This window comes from Acinetobacter sp. TUM15071, from assembly GCF_008980925.1.
In the GTDB taxonomy this organism is placed as follows: Bacteria; Pseudomonadota; Gammaproteobacteria; order Pseudomonadales; family Moraxellaceae; genus Acinetobacter; species Acinetobacter dispersus.
Window position 1 is genome coordinate 226,146 of record NZ_BKGB01000004.1, and the last position, 17,051, is coordinate 243,196.

15 protein-coding genes, 2 tRNA genes and 1 pseudogene are annotated in these 17,051 nt (G+C 42.6%); 8 read left to right on the forward strand and 10 right to left on the reverse strand.

The features are described 5' to 3' along the window. Positions 1-1,260: a monooxygenase gene (locus GBI66_RS05840; protein WP_151715467.1), complete on the forward strand. Its 1,260-nt coding sequence runs from the start codon at positions 1-3 to the stop codon at positions 1,258-1,260. A gap of 57 nt (positions 1,261-1,317) precedes the next feature. Here GBI66_RS05840 and GBI66_RS05845 read toward each other — a convergent pair whose 3' ends face one another. Then, positions 1,318-2,226, reverse strand: a complete 909-nt coding sequence (locus GBI66_RS05845) for a DMT family transporter (protein WP_151715468.1) — start codon at positions 2,224-2,226, stop codon at positions 1,318-1,320. A gap of 95 nt (positions 2,227-2,321) precedes the next feature. On the opposite strand from GBI66_RS05845, the gene GBI66_RS05855 reads away from it, so the two are divergent. Beyond that, complete coding sequence (locus GBI66_RS05855) at positions 2,322-2,873, forward strand: helix-turn-helix domain-containing protein (RefSeq protein WP_151715469.1); 552 nt, start codon at positions 2,322-2,324, stop codon at positions 2,871-2,873. 67 nt (positions 2,874-2,940) lie between these two features. Here the strand turns inward: GBI66_RS05855 and GBI66_RS05860 are convergent, their stop codons facing one another. From GBI66_RS05860 to hisB, 6 genes are all read right to left on the reverse strand, one after another. After that, the gene (locus GBI66_RS05860; RefSeq protein ID WP_151715470.1) at positions 2,941-4,398 is read right to left on the reverse strand and encodes a SulP family inorganic anion transporter; all 1,458 of its coding nucleotides are present in this window, start codon (positions 4,396-4,398) and stop codon (positions 2,941-2,943) included. Between the two features lie 227 nt (positions 4,399-4,625). Continuing rightward, on the reverse strand, positions 4,626-5,357 hold the full coding sequence (gene hisA / locus GBI66_RS05865) for a 1-(5-phosphoribosyl)-5-[(5-phosphoribosylamino)methylideneamino]imidazole-4-carboxamide isomerase (RefSeq protein WP_005185649.1): 732 nt from the start codon (positions 5,355-5,357) through the stop codon (positions 4,626-4,628). 83 nt (positions 5,358-5,440) lie between these two features. Continuing rightward, positions 5,441-6,109 carry a 3'-5' exonuclease gene (locus GBI66_RS05870; protein ID WP_151715471.1) on the reverse strand — a complete coding sequence of 223 codons (669 nt, stop codon included), beginning with the start codon at positions 6,107-6,109 and terminating at the stop codon, positions 5,441-5,443. Between the two features lie 94 nt (positions 6,110-6,203). Beyond that, positions 6,204-6,728: a DUF805 domain-containing protein gene (locus GBI66_RS05875; protein WP_151715472.1), complete on the reverse strand. Its 525-nt coding sequence runs from the start codon at positions 6,726-6,728 to the stop codon at positions 6,204-6,206. A 153-nt stretch (positions 6,729-6,881) separates the two neighbouring features. Next, positions 6,882-7,499 (reverse strand): imidazole glycerol phosphate synthase subunit HisH, encoded by a 618-nt coding sequence (gene hisH / locus GBI66_RS05880; RefSeq protein WP_151715473.1) that lies wholly within the window; start codon positions 7,497-7,499, stop codon positions 6,882-6,884. Beyond that, positions 7,499-8,092 (reverse strand): imidazoleglycerol-phosphate dehydratase HisB, encoded by a 594-nt coding sequence (gene hisB, locus GBI66_RS05885; RefSeq protein WP_004803817.1) that lies wholly within the window; start codon positions 8,090-8,092, stop codon positions 7,499-7,501. Before hisB ends, hisH begins: the two co-directional genes overlap by 1 nt. A gap of 104 nt (positions 8,093-8,196) precedes the next feature. Between hisB and GBI66_RS05890 the strand changes: the two genes are divergently transcribed. The 4 genes from GBI66_RS05890 (at position 8,197) to GBI66_RS05905 (ending at position 9,801) form a co-directional block, all read left to right on the forward strand. Continuing rightward, positions 8,197-8,574 carry a GNAT family N-acetyltransferase gene (locus GBI66_RS05890; protein WP_005147436.1) on the forward strand — a complete coding sequence of 126 codons (378 nt, stop codon included), beginning with the start codon at positions 8,197-8,199 and terminating at the stop codon, positions 8,572-8,574. Between the two features lie 100 nt (positions 8,575-8,674). Then, positions 8,675-8,750, forward strand: a tRNA-Phe gene (locus GBI66_RS05895). A 140-nt stretch (positions 8,751-8,890) separates the two neighbouring features. Then, a tRNA-Phe gene (locus GBI66_RS05900) sits at positions 8,891-8,966 on the forward strand. Between the two features lie 97 nt (positions 8,967-9,063). Continuing rightward, positions 9,064-9,801 (forward strand): class I SAM-dependent methyltransferase, encoded by a 738-nt coding sequence (locus GBI66_RS05905; protein WP_151715474.1) that lies wholly within the window; start codon positions 9,064-9,066, stop codon positions 9,799-9,801. A gap of 55 nt (positions 9,802-9,856) precedes the next feature. Here the strand turns inward: GBI66_RS05905 and GBI66_RS05910 are convergent, their stop codons facing one another. From GBI66_RS05910 to ompR, 3 genes are all read right to left on the reverse strand, one after another. Next, entirely contained in the window at positions 9,857-11,371 is a 1,515-nt protein-coding gene (locus GBI66_RS05910) for an acetyl-CoA hydrolase/transferase family protein (RefSeq protein WP_151715481.1), read from the reverse strand. 295 nt (positions 11,372-11,666) lie between these two features. Then, the gene (locus GBI66_RS05915; RefSeq protein ID WP_151715475.1) at positions 11,667-13,121 is read right to left on the reverse strand and encodes an ATP-binding protein; all 1,455 of its coding nucleotides are present in this window, start codon (positions 13,119-13,121) and stop codon (positions 11,667-11,669) included. 17 nt (positions 13,122-13,138) lie between these two features. Continuing rightward, complete coding sequence (gene ompR / locus GBI66_RS05920; protein WP_004657337.1) at positions 13,139-13,903, reverse strand: two-component system response regulator OmpR; 765 nt, start codon at positions 13,901-13,903, stop codon at positions 13,139-13,141. A gap of 339 nt (positions 13,904-14,242) precedes the next feature. Between ompR and GBI66_RS05925 the strand changes: the two genes are divergently transcribed. Together GBI66_RS05925 and GBI66_RS05930 are read left to right on the forward strand one after the other, a co-directional pair. After that, positions 14,243-16,600 (forward strand): Tex family protein, encoded by a 2,358-nt coding sequence (locus GBI66_RS05925; RefSeq protein WP_151715476.1) that lies wholly within the window; start codon positions 14,243-14,245, stop codon positions 16,598-16,600. Between the two features lie 41 nt (positions 16,601-16,641). Then, positions 16,642-17,051, forward strand: a pseudogene (locus tag GBI66_RS05930) (hypothetical protein); the annotation flags it as partial.

Genomic DNA, 17,051 nt, shown 5'->3' on the forward strand with positions numbered 1-17,051 from the left:
ATGACCAGTCAAACGAATCAAAATCTCTCTTTGGGCGCGCATTATGAGCAGGTGGCGGGCAAGTTCCGTCCGATCTTCAAGCGAATTGCGGAAGGTGCTTTAGCACGGGAAAAAAACCGAACCCTACCCTATGAACCGATTCAATGGTTAAAACAGGCTGGCTTTGGCGCGGTACGGGTGCCTGTGGCTTTTGGTGGTGATGGGGTTTCGCAAAAGCAGCTGTTTCAGTTATTAATTGAACTTGCTCAAGCAGATTCCAATGTGGTTCAGGCCTTACGGGGGCATTTTGCCTTTGTCGAAGACCGTTTAAATGCCCAAAAAAATGCAGCGCAGACCCTCTGGTTTGAACGCTTTGTCCGTGGTGAGATTGTGGGGAATGCGTGGACAGAAATTGGTAAAGTTGAAATCGGAGATGTGGCGACTCGTGTCAAGGCAACGCAAGATGGCAAACTCCGTATCAATGGTCAGAAGTATTATTCCACAGGTACGATTTTCGCAGACTGGATTGATCTCTTCGCTTTGGATGAAACCACCAATCAGCATGTGATTGCTGCGGTGTCTACGCAAGCAGAAGGCATTGATATTGTGGATGATTGGGATGGCTTTGGGCAAAAAACCACGGGCAGCGGAACCTTGACCTTAAATAATGTAGAAATTGCCCGAGATCATATTTTGGTGTTTGAAAACCGATTTAAATATCAAACCGCATTTTATCAGGTGGTGCATCTCGCGACTTTGGCGGGGATTGCACACAGTGCAGTGGAGACCTTTAAGCAGGAAGTGCGTCAGCGGACGCGGATTTATAGTCATGGCAATGCCAGTTTGGTACGTGAAGATGCACAAATCCTGCAAGTGATTGGCAAAGCGTCTGCACAAGCTTATGCGGCGCAAAGTATTGCACTGAGCACTGCCGAAGCTTTGGATGCTGCGTATTTACAACATTTTCAGAATGATGAACAGGCTGAGTTAGAGGCCAATGAGCGTGCTGAATTAGTATCGGCACAGGGGCAAGTGGTAATTGCGGAGTTGGTCTTGAATTTGAGTACCGAGCTGTTTAATGCTTTGGGTGCATCGGCCAGTAGTACTGACAAGCAGTTGGACCGTTTTTGGCGCAATGCTCGTGTGGTCGCATCACACAACCCATTGGTGTATAAACAGAAAGTGATTGGAGATTGGGAAGTCAATCAAGCGCCTTTGCCGTACGTGTGGCAGATTGGCAATAGTCCTATTGCTGCGAATCAAAAAGAAATTCCAGCTTAGTGATCTCAGCGCACAATAGGTTTTATTGAACTAAAACTGTTGTGCGCTTGCCTGCCTCTATTTATTTTCTGGCAATGTTTTCTTCGTAAAGAATTTAAATTTTAATTCGCTGACGAGTACTCCAAGCACCACCAATACTCCTCCAAACAAGGCCAGTAAGGGTAAACGCTCTCCTGCAATACGACCGATCACCCCCGCCCAGACGGGTTCACCTGCATAAATAATCGCTGCACGTGTTGGATCGACCATACGTTGTGCCCAGTTCATCACAAATTGAATCAAGGCACTGGCTAAGCCGAGCGCCACTGCAATAATCAGCAATCCCCATGAAAAGTTAGGAATACTGTGTTCACCCACTAAGGGCATACTGGCAAAAGATAAGCATGAAGCGACTGCCAGTTGAATCACTGTGACCCTTCTTAGATTCACTTTCCCTGCAAAATAACCAATTAGTATAATTTCGAGTGCAATCACAAAGGCACAAATTAGGGTGAGTACTTGTCCATAACTAAAGTTAATGCTGGAAAAGCCATTGCCTGTTAACAAGATCAAACCGGTAAAGGCCAGTACTGTACCGACCCAAGTCATCATAGAAGGCATCTTTTGAAAGATCACCCACATTAAAATGGGCACTAAGGGCACATACAGTGCGGTTAGAAAGGCGGATTCGCTACTGAGAATGCTTTGTAGGCCAATGGTTTGAGTACCATAGCCAATCGCGATTACAATCCCGATGGCTGTACCAGCCAAGCCCTCTTTTAGGGTTAGGCCACGCATCGATTTAATTGAGATTAAGAAGATCGCCAAAGCCGCGACTGCAAAACGGCAGCCGACAAAAAACATGGGGCTACTAAAATTCAGTGCATATTGCACGGCTAGAAATGTGCCACCCCAAATCATGGTAATAAAAATAAGCGCGAATTGTGCGGCTTTAGGAGATTGAGACAAAGCGGTCAACGCAGCCATCCTCATGAGTAACGTGCAATATACTGCACATATTGCATTGCTTGTTATCTTTGTGCAATATATTGCGCAGATTTTTATTTTCACTGTAGGAATGAATGAGTCATTCAGAGACGGTATTGCAAGATGTGGGACAGAATATTCGTCTGTTTCGTACCGAACGTCAGCTCAGCCAGCAAGATTTGGCAGATCGAGCAGGTGTCAGTCGTCGTACTATTGCTGCTTTGGAAACAGGACAAGTCAATATTAGTCTGGCCAAGCTTGATGCGATTGCAACGGCTTTAACAGTCGATTTTAAAAAGCTGGTCAGCCCATCTGAGCTGAGTGAATCTGCCATCGTCAATACCTTGGCTTGGCAGGGCCAACAGACTGAAAGTCATGCCACGCTGTTGGCTGCTGTGCCAACCCAGACACAAATCGAATTATGGACATGGTCATTGGCTGTTGGAGAGGTGTATCAGGCTGAACCAGATCAAAAAGGCTGGCAAGAATTGATTTATGTGCTGGATGGAGTGTTGACGATTTCCTTTGAACATGAAAATCGAGTGATTCAGGCAGGCGAGTCGATTTTATTTGAGAGTTCTGTCAATTATCGTTATCTCAATCAGGGTAATCGTAGCGTTCGTTTTATTCGGAACGTGATTTATTAACGTTAAAAAAAGGTGCTTAAGTTTGATTGCTTAAGCACCTGTAGCATTTATGGATTCTTTTTCAAACTTAGCTTGAGCTTTGATGCGTACCATATTTATCAATCATGATCGAACTGGCTTCATTTAGACCCCGTACAATGACGTGTACGCCTTTGCGCTGGAATTTATACACCACACTGTCGATCATGGCTACTGAAGTGACATCCCAAATATGTGAATGGGTTAAATCAATAATGACTTCTTTCACATCTTCAGTGAAATCAAAGCTTTGCATAAATTTTTCTGAAGAACTAAAGAAAATTTGACCTTTCAGATTATAAACGCGTGCCTGATTTTCAAAATATCGCTCAACTCGAATATCTTGCTCTAATTTATTGGCAAGGAATAAAGCAGACAGTAACACGCCTGTAAGCACGCCCAAGGCCAAATTATGGGTTGCAACGACCACAACCACAGTGGCAAGCATCACGACATTACTGCTGATTGGATTCTTGCTAAAACTGCGGATGGATTTCCATTCAAAGGTACTAATCGAGACCATGATCATCACGGCAACTAAGGCAGCCATGGGAATCACTTTTAACCAGTCGCTGATAAATACCACCAAGATGAGAAGGAAAATCCCTGCTGAGAAGGTCGATAAACGGGTCAAGCCACCTGATTTTACATTAATCATCGATTGCCCAATCATGGCACAGCCCGCCATGCCGCCCATAAAACCAGAAGCGATATTGGCGATACCCTGACCTTTACATTCTTGAAATTTATCGCTTGGTGTATCGGTCATTTCATCAATAATCGTCGCCGTCATCATCGACTCAAGTAAACCGACTGCTGCTAGCGCAACTGCATAGGGAAAGATGATTTTTAAGGTTTCAAAATTAAAGGGAATATCAGGAATTAAGAACACAGGAAGCGTATCGGGTAATGAACCCATGTCTCCCACTGTACGAATATCAATGCCGAAGTAGATTGCCAGCAAAGTCACCGTGATGATGCAGACCAAGGGTGAAGGCAATAATTTACCGATTTTCGGAATCAGCGGAAATAGGTAGATAATGAGCAGGCCCAATAACACCAAGGCATAGACCTGCCATGTGACATTGACCAGTTCAGGCAGTTGCGCCGTAAAGATCAAAATCGCCAGTGCGTTGACGAATCCAATCACCACAGATTTGGACACAAAACGCATGAGTTTCGCCAGTTTTAAATAACCCGCGATAATTTGCAATACACCTGTGAGCAAGGTGGCAGCTAGCAGATATTGTAAGCCATGCTCTTTAACCAAACTGGCCATGACCAAGGCCATAGCGCCTGTTGCGGCTGAAATCATGGCAGGGCGACCACCAACGAAAGCAATCACCACCGCAATACAGAACGAAGCGTATAAACCGACTTTGGGGTCGACCCCTGCAATAATAGAGAAGGCGATGGCTTCTGGGATCAGTGCTAAACCGACAACCAGTCCAGCCAAAATATCCGCACGGATATTGGAGAACCATTGCGCTCGAATATTGGAAAACATAGAAATAGCCTATTTTTTAGGAATTTTTAAAGGCTAGTGATGTGATATACGGACACACAACTACACCACATCACTAGACAGTGATGAGTTAATACATAGGAAATGTAAAACTTAAGGTGGCGTAAGCATCATGTGAGCAGAGAGGGGCTTTATTTGAACTGGGGCAAGCATAGCACCCAAGAGGATAAAGCTCTAGCGATTGTTACAATAACTAGAGCCTGAAACGATTAGAGTGATTGTTGGTCTAACAATAACTGTGCTTCACGAAGACTTAACGTCCCTTCATAGATTGCACGACCTGTAATCGCCCCTAGAATTCCTTTTTGGTCTTTTAGATTGCGTACATCATCTAGATTAGTAACGCCACCAGAAGCAATTACAGGCAGACCTGAATAGTTTGCCAAATTCACGGTCTGTTCAACATTAACACCTTGCATCATGCCATCACGTGCAATATCGGTATAAACAATACTCGATACGCCAGCATCGGCAAAACGTTTAGCAAGATCTGTCGCTTTTACATCAGTTACATTGGCCCAACCATCGGTTGCGACCATGCCATTGATGGCATCAATACCGACAATGATATGACCTGCGAAGCGTTTACATGCTTCTTCAACAAACTCAGGCTCTTTCACGGCTTTGGTACCGATAATCACGAAAGAAACACCAGCTTCCAAATAGTGTTCGATGGTTTCAAGTGAACGGATACCACCACCAATCTGAATTGGAAGTTCAGGTTGTGCACGCGCAATCGCTTCAACGACTGGTTTATGAATTGGTGTACCTGCGAAAGCACCATTTAAATCGACTAAATGTAAACGACGTGCGCCTTCATCCACCCAATGTTGTGCAGTTGCCACAGGGTCTTCAGAGAAAACGGTATCGTCTTCCATACGTCCTTGTTTTAAACGGACACATTTACCATCTTTCAGGTCAATTGCTGGGATGATTAGCATGCTTTCGCTCCTTGCGTCATCATAGGTTTAAATTATTAGGGCTTGTTCAACAGGCCCTATATTAGCAAAGTATTGATCAATCACTAAGCTTTGTCTGCTGAACCTTCCAGTATTCTCCTGATTTGTTGCAGTAATTGTGTTGTGAGCAATTGTTGCTGATACAGTTGCTCGAAACAGAGTAGTGCTGCATAGGCATCTGCGGCGGCATAATTGATTTGTTGAGGACTAAGATTTTTAACAGACCAGTTTGAGGTACTGACTTTTTTACTTTTGGCAAAATAACGTTGGAACAGGAGAGCGATTGCCGTTTGGATACCGACTTGACTGCGATAACCAAAACTTGCAAAGCTCTTGGATAGATCAATCATTGCATTGGGCTGAATGTCTTTAGCTTGGAAGATATGGGCATCATTTTTTAGTCCAAAGCCAACCTTGAGTTGTTGTTCATTTTCGAGAATCGGTTTGAGAAAATCTAATATTTCAGTACTGACTTGAAATAAATAAACCTTGTTTGGCGTTGCGAGCTGGATCAGGTGAGGCCCCGTCGATTTTTCGCCAACTTTGAACGTTGGCTTGGATTCAGTATCAAAACCAAAGACCTGAATAGAAGTGAGTTCCGCCTGAATTGACTTACATTGTTCAAGCGTTTGGATCACCAAGATACGATCTGTGCTTAGATTCTTAAATGCAGGCAATGCGCGGATTTGTTCTTTGCTTAAAGGGGGAGTGTGTTGAGGCGTATCCATCTGCATTAAAGGCTCAAAGCGTTTGATTGAGCTTAAAGGGTTTTATCGAAATAAAAAAGCCAAGTCGGAACTTGGCTGCGGTTTATGTTTTTGAAGTCATTTATTGTTGCTGTATCAACTGACTTCTTTGCACATATTCCTGATATGCAGGAACTGCACTGCCCACTAAGGCAAAAATGACGGCAAGTGGAATAATCACAATATAAATCCAGCCCAAGACTTTTTCCCAGCCTGATGTCTCACGTTCAACACCAAACTTATTCTCACCTGCTGTTCCTTTGGCACAGAGCAGATAAATAATGAAAATGAAGTTTACAAAGGGGACAATGGCTAATAATGACAACCAACCTGTTTGATTACGGTCATGTAGACGACGAATGGTAAATACAAAAGAAAAATAGACGAACACGATATAGAGAATGATAAACAGGACAATTGCGAGGACTGGATAATCTTGCCCTTGTTCGAGACTGCCGCCAGTCACGAGTACAGCACCAAATGCCAAGACAAAAATGAGAATCACTGCGATGATTGAACTTAAAAATGTCCAAGCGGCATAGGAAAGTCGACCAAAACGGCCTTTGGGGCTCAGTGGGTGATCCACACTTTGAGTAGATAAATTCATTGTTATTCCTATCTAGGTGTTTTTATGGGATTGTAAAAATTGAAAAATGTATCATTTAGAATAATAAAGAAAAAATTGCAAAATTAAAGCTTAAATTATTTTATGAGTTGCAGATCAAGTAATAACGAAAAACTTGATCTGCATTCAGTAAGTTTAGATCTTCCATTCCACAAAGTTCTTTAACAACTGTAGGCCAGCGGTATGACTTTTTTCAGGATGGAACTGCGTTGCAAACAAATTGTCTTTGTGAATCGCCGTGCAGAAATTCACGCCATAATCACAGGTTGCTGCAGTGACTGCTGAATCTTTTGGCTCTACATAATAGCTGTGCACAAAATAGAAACGCGCATCTTGTTCAATGTTATTCCACATTGGGTGACTTGGATCAAGTTGATGTACTTGGTTCCAGCCCATATGCGGTACTTTTAAATTTGGGATTTCAGGAAAGTGTTTCACAACACCCTCAAAAATACCCAATGCAGCCACACCGCCATTTTCTTCCGAACTTTGTAGTAGCGCTTGCATACCGACACAAATCGCAAGCACAGGTTTGTTGAAAGTAGCTTGACGCACAACTTCATCAATCCCTGCTTCATGCATGCCTTGCATACAGTCACGCATGGCACCGACACCCGGGAAAACAATTTTATCCGCTTTGGCAATCAGTTTAGGATCATTGGTAACATCAACTGTTGCACCAACATGCTCTAAGGCTTTTGCCGCAGAGTGTAGATTGCCCATGCCATAATCAAGTAAAGCAATACGGGTCATTACAAACTACCTTTAGTCGAAGCGATGGTGTTTTCTGCGCGTGGATCAATTTCACATGCCATACGCAATGCACGTGCTAAAGCTTTAAACACACTTTCAATCTGGTGGTGACTATTTTTGCCTTTCAGGTTATCAATATGCAATGTCATCAGCGCATGATTGACAAAACCTTGGAAAAATTCTGAAAATAAATCGACATCAAAGGTTCCGATGCGGGCACGTGTATATGGAATATCCATAAACAAACCTGGACGACCAGATAGATCAACCACAACACGAGACAGTGCTTCATCTAATGGCGCATAAAAATGCCCATAGCGACGTAAGCCTTTTTTATCGCCTAAAGCTTGTGCAAACGCTTGCCCCAAGGTGATTCCACAGTCTTCGACGGTGTGATGATCATCAATTTCTAGGTCACCATCGCAATGAATGTCGATATCAAATAGACCATGACGCTTGATTTGATCAATCATATGGTCTAAAAATGGAACTCCAGTGTTGAGTGTGCCTTGACCAGTACCATCGAGATTGAGACGAACTCGAATTTTTGTTTCGTTGGTATTTCTTACCACTTCACTGATACGTTGCGTCATGGACACGTTCCTCAAAAAACGTCAAAAATGATTGAATTAAAAACCAATAGTTTCGCTGTGACGAAAAAGTGACAGCATCATAGTTTGCTCAGGAGGGTTAATCAATGCCTATTACCGTACATGCTTACAGTTCTCTGGATAATCTAGGAATTCGTACTCAGCTAGAGCGACTTTACGATACCAGCCCAGAGTTTGGCGATGGGCAAGATGCAATGGAACAACTTGAACAAAATCTCCAGCAATATACCACAGTTTACACTGCTGAATTTAACACCAAAATTATAGGTGCAATTTGGGCAACAGGACAAGGTGAAAGCCGTGTTTTGGAATATATTGTGGTGCATCCAGCCAATCGTGGCCGTGGGGTTGCAGAACGCTTGGTTGAAGAGGTGTGCCGTATGGAAGAAGAGCAAGGGGTTAAACAGTTTGAACCAGGTTGTGGGGCAATCCATCGCTGTTTATCCCATATTGGCAAAATCTAAGCCTTGGTTTGCTACTTTGGAGTAAAATTAAGCGCTTAAGAGAAAAATCCACAAATTTGCTTGACGGGCTTAGGCAAACATTGTTTAATACGCCCACTTTGGCGTGATAGCTCAGTAGGTAGAGCAACGGATTGAAAATCCGTGTGTCCCCAGTTCGATCCTGGGTCTCGCCACCATAAATTTGTATTTTCAATCCCTGATCCCATCAGGGATTTTTTTTGCCCAAAAAATGATTGCGTGAAAAATGTGCATTCAAATCAAAAGCTCATGATAATTATTGACTATTCAGCTGAGATACGGCTTAATACACCCCATTGGCGTGATAGCTCAGTAGGTAGAGCAACGGATTGAAAATCCGTGTGTCCCCAGTTCGATCCTGGGTCTCGCCACCATATTCAAAAAGCCTCAAACGAAAGTTTGAGGCTTTTTTTATTGCTTCAATATTTTGCTATATTGGGGCCAAGTAGAAGAATTGAAGAATAACATCGCATGAAAGATCTGTTTTCGGCGCAAAGTGAACTTTATCAACAGGCACGGCCAACTTATTCGCAATCGTTAGTAAACTGCTTAATAGCGCAACTCAATGGCTTGGACTCTGCGTGGGATTGTGGGGCGGGTTCAGGGCAACTGACTCAACTGATCGCTCCTTATTTTCAGCATGTGGTTGCAACTGATCTCAGTCAAAATCAACTAGATCAGGCTCCAGCATTACCCAATGTGCAGTATTTACAACAAGCCGCAGAGCAAACCTCATTTGCAGATCAGTCTTTTGATTTGATTACTGTTGCCCAAGCGATTCACTGGTTTGATTTTGAAAAGTTTTATGCAGAAGTAAAACGAATATTAAAGCCAGATGGTCTTTTTGCAGTGATTGGATATGGCCTGTTAACGCTTGATAAGAAGGACTTAAACGATCGAGTACAACACCTCTATTTTGAGACTTTAAATGGCTTCTGGGATGCAGAGCGACGTTATATTGATGAGCATTATCAAACGATTCCATTTCCCTTTGAGGAAATCGCAATGCCACAGTTTCAGATCGAGTTAGGTTGGACAGGGTCGCAGTTGTGGGATTATCTCAATACTTGGTCTGCGGTAAAGCATTATCAGGATCAACAGCATGTTAGCCCTTTGGCGAGCTTAGAAGACATTTTACAGATACAGCAGCCGATTGGGATTCGCTTTCCAATTTTGCTGAGAGTCGGGCGCTTAGCTGCATCAAAGTAGGAAAATAAAAAAAGCATGTCGGAGCATGCTTTTTTATTGAGATGAGAGCTGAGTGTTAAGCAGACTTCGCCACAGCTACAGGCGCTAACATATGACCTGTTTCTTCAAAATTGGCATGCCAAGACAAGGCTTCACGAAGAATATGCGGGGTGTGGCCGCCACGTTCGCAAGCGCGATCAAAGTAATCATTAAGTGCGCCTTGATACAGTGGATGTACGCAGTTGTCGATAATGACACGTGCACGCTCACGTGGTGCTAAGCCACGAAGATCTGCCAAACCAACTTCTGTTACCAAGATATCAACATCATGTTCATTGTGATCGACATGGCTGACCATTGGTACGATTGATGAGATATCACCACCTTTGGCAATCGATTTGGTCACGAAGATCGCAAGGTGAGCATTACGGGCAAAGTCACCTGAACCACCGATACCGTTCATCATCTTGGTACCGCAAACGTGGGTTGAGTTCACATTACCGTAAATATCAAACTCAAGCGCAGTATTGATGCCGATAATACCTAAACGACGCACGATCTCTGGATGATTAGAAATCTCTTGTGGGCGTAATACCAATTTGTCTTTGTAATGTTCAAGATTACCGAAAACACGCTCGCCACATTGTGCTGATAGGGTGATTGAGCTACCAGAAGCAAATTTCATTTTGCCTGCATCAATTAGTTCAAAAGTACAGTCTTGCAGTACTTCTGAATACATGACTAAATCTTCGAAATTCGAATCTTTCAGTCCGGTTAAAACCGCATTGGCAATTGAACCAATACCTGCCTGTAATGGGCCTAAGTTTTTCGCTAAACGACCTTCTGCGACTTCTTTTTCAAAGAATTTAATCAGGTGATTCGCAATGCCTTGAGTTTCAGCATCAGGTGGAGTCACAGTTGATGGTGAATCTGCTGTGTCATTGAATACGATACCCACGATTTTTGCTGGATCGATTGGAATCGCTGTTGAACCAATACGGTCATCCACTTGTGTTAAAGGCAATGGCGTACGGGTAGGACGATAGGTCGGGATATAAATATCGTGTAGACCTTCGAAATTTTCGCTGAGCGAGGTATTGATTTCGACAATTACTTTTTCTGCAAAAATAGCAAAACTTGCTGAGTTGCCGACAGAGGTGGTTGGAACGATGTGACCATCTTCAGTAATGGCAACCGCTTCAATCACAGCAACATCAGGACGTTTCAATTGTTGGTTGCGCATTTGCTCAACAGTTTCAGATAAATGTTGGTCGATAAACATCACTTCGCCATTGTTGATGGCACGACGTAAAGTATTGTCGACTTGGAATGGCATACGACGAGCAAGGACCCCTGCTTCCGTCAATTGTTTGTCTAAGTCATTGCCGAGACTCGCGCCCGTAATTAATGTGATTTTTAACGGATTTTTTTTGGCTTGTTCAACCAATGCTTGTGGGACTGCTTTCGCCTCACCAGCACGGGTAAAACCGCTCATACCAACCGTCATATCATTTTTAATAAACTGAGCTGCCTGCTCTGCACTCATCACTTTGTCATGCAGTGCTGCAAGACGAATACGACTTAAAGACATCATCCATTCTCAATATTGCTTTTCATTGGATAAGGATTCTATCGCTAAAACATGAAAAGTGGATTGAAATAAGGCTAAGGTCTAATACAGGTGAGTATGCTTTATTCACTTGCCATGCAATAGGCTATTTTCTGTGTGATATTTGCTTGAATTCGTGCAGAAAAACCAATTGAGTCTTGGATTGTTGTTCATGCTTGGAGGCTATTCAACGAATAAAAGTCTTCAATCTGATGGTGTTTTGATTGAAGACTTTAGTCGAAGAAATAGGGAGCATTGGTCGCTTAAGCGCGGGTTGTTAAAAATGCCCTGTCAGGGTTTGTTTGATTTTGTCGATGGTATTATTTTGCGGCTCTTCGTCTGGTACTGAGTTAATAGGAAGAGAAATCACGACTTCCAAACCGCCTTGTTCACGATTGCGAATGTTGATCTGTCCTTGATGAATATCGACAATACGTTTCACGATCGCTAAACCCAAACCACTCCCTTGAATTGTTCGTGCGGAATTGCCGCGAACAAAAGGCTGCATTAACTCTTCGACTTGATCTGGTGGAATACCCTCACCATGATCGGCAACTGTAATCAAAATATGATCATCAACATGGCTGGCAGAAAGTTCAATCGGCTCTGCACCATAACGTTTAGCATTATTGACCAGATTGGCGATGAGTCGCTTTAATGACAGGCTGCGGGCAGGGATGATTGGCAGTTCCTGCGCCTGAAAACGGATATCCAGTGGTTTGAATTGCACCACCACTTCTTGCAATAAGGTATTGAGGTTAGTGTCGGTTAACTCTTCATCCGAACCATCACGCATATAGGAAATGAACTGATTCAGAATCGCATCCATATCATCTACATCATAAATCAGACCTTCACGGAAAAACTCGTCGGGCAGCATTTCGGCGGTGAGGCGGATACGTGTCAGTGGCGTGCGTAAATCATGGGAAATACCTGCCAACATGATTTGGCGATCACGTTCGGTCTGCTCGAGTGTGTATACCATATGGTTAAAGGCTTGGTTCACCTGACGGATTTCGAGTGGACCATGATTGGTATCGAGATAGGGTGCTTTGCCTGTTTTACTATAATTATTGGCAGCATTCTGCAATCGACGTAGCGGTCGATTCATTTGCCGTACCAAAATCAAAATAATAATCGATGACAGGATTGGAACCCCAAACAACCACGCAGCAATCAGCTCTACGCTGTAGTTGGTATAGGTTTTGAGTGGCTCTCTAACCCAGTTCCCATTCATCTCTGGTGTTTGGATCCAGATACGAGGGATCGGTTTAAATTTAAAATAAACCGTGACGTTTTCTACGCCGAGCTCTTTCGCGAGTTTAGATTCGATTTGATTGGTAAACAGCTCCGCCAAGAATTTATCTTCAACTTTGGGAAACTCTCTGGGGTCGGTCACGTATTCAATGCCAATACGGTTTTTTAACCATGTATCGACGTCAACTTCGCTATCACGATGCAGAATTCGAATGTCTGGATTATTGACCAGTTCTAATTCAATTGCGAGATAACGAGCGTGCTGTTGTAGTTCTGGAAGATAAAGTGTTCGCCAAAAGAACCACAAGGACATAAACAGGCTGAAAAACACCATGAACAAAACCAAGATGGTGGTGCGCATGGCTGCGGAACGCGGTTTAATTTTATCTAAAAACCGTTCCCATTGGGTTCGTGGCCTTTCGGAATAAGCCGCGAACTCAGTAAATTCTTGTGGATCGATTGGTTCAAGTTTCAACGTTTTATTTCCTAAGCTTATTCAGCGCCATCTGGAACAAAAACGTAGCCCACGCCCCATACGGTTTGGATATAACGCGCACGGGCAGGGTTATCTTCAATTAAACGACGTAGACGAGAGACTTGGACATCAATCGAGCGTTCCATTGCACCCCATTCACGACCACGCGCCAAGTTCATCAGCTTGTCGCGTGTCAGTGGTTCACGTGGATGTTGAACCAATGCTTTTAGAACTGCAAACTCACCCGTTGTGAGCGTTACGACTTGACCTTCACGAGTTAAGGTACGAGTCGATAAATCCAAAGACCATGGACCAAAGCTGACCACTTCAACTTGTTGACTTGGTGCACCAGGAACTTCACGTACTTGACGACGTAATACTGCACGGATACGTGCCAGTAATTCATTCGGGTTAAATGGTTTTGGTAAATAATCATCTGCGCCTGCTTCAAGACCCGCAATACGGTCAGAGTCACTACCACGTGCTGTTAGCATAATAATCGGTGTATCGATATTTGATTGGCGTAAACGACGACAGATGCTTAAACCATCTTCTACAGGAAGCATAAAATCGAGCACGATAAGCGAGAACAATTCACGTTGCAGTAAACGGTCCATTTGAGTTGCATCATGGGCAGTTTTTACCACAAAGCCTTTGTCTTCTAAAAAGCGTTGTAACAGCGTACGCAAGCGCACATCGTCATCGACCACTAAGATGCGTTCGACCCGGTCTGTCTCATGGTGTACAGTTTCCGTCGATTCGGCAGGTACAACTAAACTCATGATGTGCTCCTTTATCGTTTATTGTCATCGTCTTTATGCAATGCGATTGTGAAATATCAATAGACCTTTGAGTATACGATTCATTGCACAGTTTTGGCTATGTTATAAAGCAACAAATATTGCCAATAAAATCAAGAGATAGATACCAAATATATACAGGCAAAATTATGACAATCAATCTATTTTTCAATATTTAGGCGAAAAAATCTTGGTATTTTAGAAACATTCAGCGATTTGCATAAACTACTTGCACAATATTCAAAAAAACAATGGTGGATTTTATAGCCATGAACTTTATAATCAGTGCTTTTAGACTTAACCCTTGTGGAATCAATCACGATGACTGACTTAGTTCAGCAGTTGGCAAATGAACTTGCCGTACGTCCAAACCAAGTAGAAGCTGCTATTCGTTTAATTGATGAAGGTGCTAGCGTTCCTTTTATTGCACGTTACCGTAAAGAAGTCACGCAAGGCTTAGACGATACGCAATTACGTCAACTCGATACACGTTTAACTTATTTACGTGATTTATTTGAGCGTCGTGAGAAGGTGATCCAATCTTTACAAGAACAAGATAAATTAAGCGATGATTTATTGGCGCGTGTAAATGCAGCTGAGACTAAAAATGCATTAGAAGAAATTTACGCACCGTATCGCCCGAAACGTACCAGTAAATCATTTAAAGCAAAAGAAGCAGGCCTTGGCGCTATTGCTGAAAAAATTATTGCAGAACAAGTTGATCCAACTGAAGCATTGGCTGGTTTTAGTCATGAAGACTACCCTGATGCAGAAAGCCAACTTGATGCGATTCAGCATATCTTGATTGATGACTGGGCACAAAATATTGCATTAACCACTGAATTAAAACAAACTTTTGCTAAAACTGCGGTATTGAAAAGTGCGGTAGCTTCTGAAGAGAAAAAAGAAGTTGGCAAAAAATTCCGTGATTATTTCGATTTCTCTGAAAACTTTAATAAAGTCCCTTCACATCGTTTATTGGCGATGTTACGTGGTCGTCAAGAAAATGTCTTGGGTTTGAAAGTTGATGGTGAAGATGATGCACCATTGGCTCGTATTGAAACTGAATATAACCTTGAACAAATTCAACCACAAACGCGTCAAGATTATTTAAAGCAAACAGCTAAACTGTTTTGGTTAGGCAAGATTCGTCCACAAATCGAACATTCCTTATTAACCGATAAACGTTTGGCTGCTGAAGCTGAAGCAATGGATGTATTTGCTGAAAACTTACGCCATTTATTACTTTCTGCGCCTGCTGGTGGCCGTACGACACTGGGCGTTGATCCAGGTATTCGTACAGGTGTGAAGTTAGCAGTGGTCAGTAATGCAGGTGATGTTCTTGCGCATAGCACCATTTATCCATTTGCACCGAAAGAAGACAAAGAGGGTTCTATTGCTGAACTTGCTCGTTTATGTCGAGAGTTCCACGTGGAACTTATTGCGATTGGTAATGGTACCGCAAGCCGTGAAACTGAAGCTGTGGTTGCGGAAATGATGGCGGCCAATACTGATCTGCAACTGACACGTATCACTGTAAGTGAAGCGGGTGCTTCTGTTTACTCTGCAAGTGAATTGGCTTCACAAGAATTACCTGAGCTTGATGTTTCGATTCGTGGTGCGGTGTCAATTGCACGTCGTTTACAAGATCCATTGGCTGAGTTGGTAAAAATTGACCCTAAATCGATTGGTGTAGGTCAATATCAGCATGATGTGAACCAAGCTGGTTTGGCAAAAACATTGGATGCCGTGGTTGAAGATTGTGTGAATGCTGTAGGTGTGGATGTGAATACCGCTTCTCCAGCGATTCTGGCTTATATTGCTGGTCTAAATAAAGCCATTGCGCAACAAATTGTTGAATATCGCAAAGAAAATGGTCGTTTTGATAACCGTCAAGCTTTGAAAAAAGTGCCGCGTTTGGGCGAACGTACCTTTGAACAATCTGCTGGTTTCTTACGTGTTCAAGATGGTTCTGAACCATTGGATGCGTCTGCAGTTCACCCTGAAAGCTACGGCTTGGTGGAAAGAATTGTTGCGGCAAAAGCAACTACGGTAAAAGACATTATTGGTAACACTGAAATCATTCGCCAAGTCAAAGCGGATGAATTTGTAGATGACAAATTTGGTTTACCGACTATTCAGGACGTTTTAGCTGAATTGGAAAAACCAGGTCGTGATCCACGTCCTGAGTTCCGTACTGCGAAATTCCGTGAAGACATTACCGAAGTTGCGCAATTGACTGAAGGCATGCAACTTGAAGGTGTTGTCACTAACGTAACCAATTTTGGTGCTTTCGTGGATGTTGGTGTACACCAAGATGGTTTAGTTCATATTTCTGAACTAGCCAATGAATTTGTTTCTGATCCACATAAAGTTGTGAAACCAGGTCAAATTGTGCAAGTACGTGTGATGCAAGTGGACGTGGAACGTAATCGTGTTAACTTGAGTATGCGCGCTGAAGGTTCTGCACCAGCGAAAGCCCCACGTCAGCAACGTCCACAACAAGATCGTACTGAACGTTCAGATCGTAAACCACAAGGCCAACGCCCTCCGCGTAAAGAGGGTGACTTTAAGCGTCCGCAGAATAATAACAAGCCAAAAACTGAAAAACCACAAGAGCAAAAAATTGGTGGTTTAGGTGCTTTGTTATTACAAGCAGGGATTAAAGGTTCTAAATAATTTACTTAAGAGGGAAAATATTTTCCCTCTAATTTATTCTTATGAAAAAATATATTATTTATGCAGATGAAGCTTGGACTCATGACTTTCCTAAACGGTATCATAATTTTTTCGGTGGCTTCTTAGCTGAAGAAGCTGTATTTCTTTTGTTGGAGAAAGAAATACGAAAGATTCTTAAAAGTTACAATTATAGATGGGAAATTAAGTGGTCTAAAATTTCTTTAAGAAATAGAGATTTATATCATGCTGTTTTGGCGTGTATATTTCATTTTTTAGAGACAAATCCTATTGTATATCGTCAGATGTTCCGAGATAAGCGAGATGTTTATTTGGGAGATGAAAGTTCTATTGAAGGACAATTTAAACTTTTTTATCAATTTATTAAGTATTCTTTTGGTTTGGAGTTTGTTGAGCCTAATAGTTCTATCCAAATCATTATTGATGAGCATTC

Excerpts from the sequence above, each read along its gene's own strand:
- GBI66_RS05840 (WP_151715467.1), top strand. The coding sequence starts at position 1 with ATGACCAGTCAAACGAATCAAAATCTCTCTTTGGGCGCGCATTATGAG.
- GBI66_RS05845 (WP_151715468.1), bottom strand. The coding sequence starts at position 2,226 with ATGGCTGCGTTGACCGCTTTGTCTCAATCTCCTAAAGCCGCACAATTC.
- GBI66_RS05855 (WP_151715469.1), top strand. The coding sequence starts at position 2,322 with ATGAGTCATTCAGAGACGGTATTGCAAGATGTGGGACAGAATATTCGT.
- GBI66_RS05860 (WP_151715470.1), bottom strand. The coding sequence starts at position 4,398 with ATGTTTTCCAATATTCGAGCGCAATGGTTCTCCAATATCCGTGCGGAT.
- hisA (WP_005185649.1), bottom strand. The coding sequence starts at position 5,357 with ATGCTAATCATCCCAGCAATTGACCTGAAAGATGGTAAATGTGTCCGT.
- GBI66_RS05870 (WP_151715471.1), bottom strand. The coding sequence starts at position 6,109 with ATGCAGATGGATACGCCTCAACACACTCCCCCTTTAAGCAAAGAACAA.
- GBI66_RS05875 (WP_151715472.1), bottom strand. The coding sequence starts at position 6,728 with ATGAATTTATCTACTCAAAGTGTGGATCACCCACTGAGCCCCAAAGGC.
- hisH (WP_151715473.1), bottom strand. The coding sequence starts at position 7,499 with ATGACCCGTATTGCTTTACTTGATTATGGCATGGGCAATCTACACTCT.
- hisB (WP_004803817.1), bottom strand. The coding sequence starts at position 8,092 with ATGACGCAACGTATCAGTGAAGTGGTAAGAAATACCAACGAAACAAAA.
- GBI66_RS05890 (WP_005147436.1), top strand. The coding sequence starts at position 8,197 with ATGCCTATTACCGTACATGCTTACAGTTCTCTGGATAATCTAGGAATT.
- GBI66_RS05905 (WP_151715474.1), top strand. The coding sequence starts at position 9,064 with ATGAAAGATCTGTTTTCGGCGCAAAGTGAACTTTATCAACAGGCACGG.
- GBI66_RS05910 (WP_151715481.1), bottom strand. The coding sequence starts at position 11,371 with ATGTCTTTAAGTCGTATTCGTCTTGCAGCACTGCATGACAAAGTGATG.
- ompR (WP_004657337.1), bottom strand. The coding sequence starts at position 13,903 with ATGAGTTTAGTTGTACCTGCCGAATCGACGGAAACTGTACACCATGAG.
- GBI66_RS05925 (WP_151715476.1), top strand. The coding sequence starts at position 14,243 with ATGACTGACTTAGTTCAGCAGTTGGCAAATGAACTTGCCGTACGTCCA.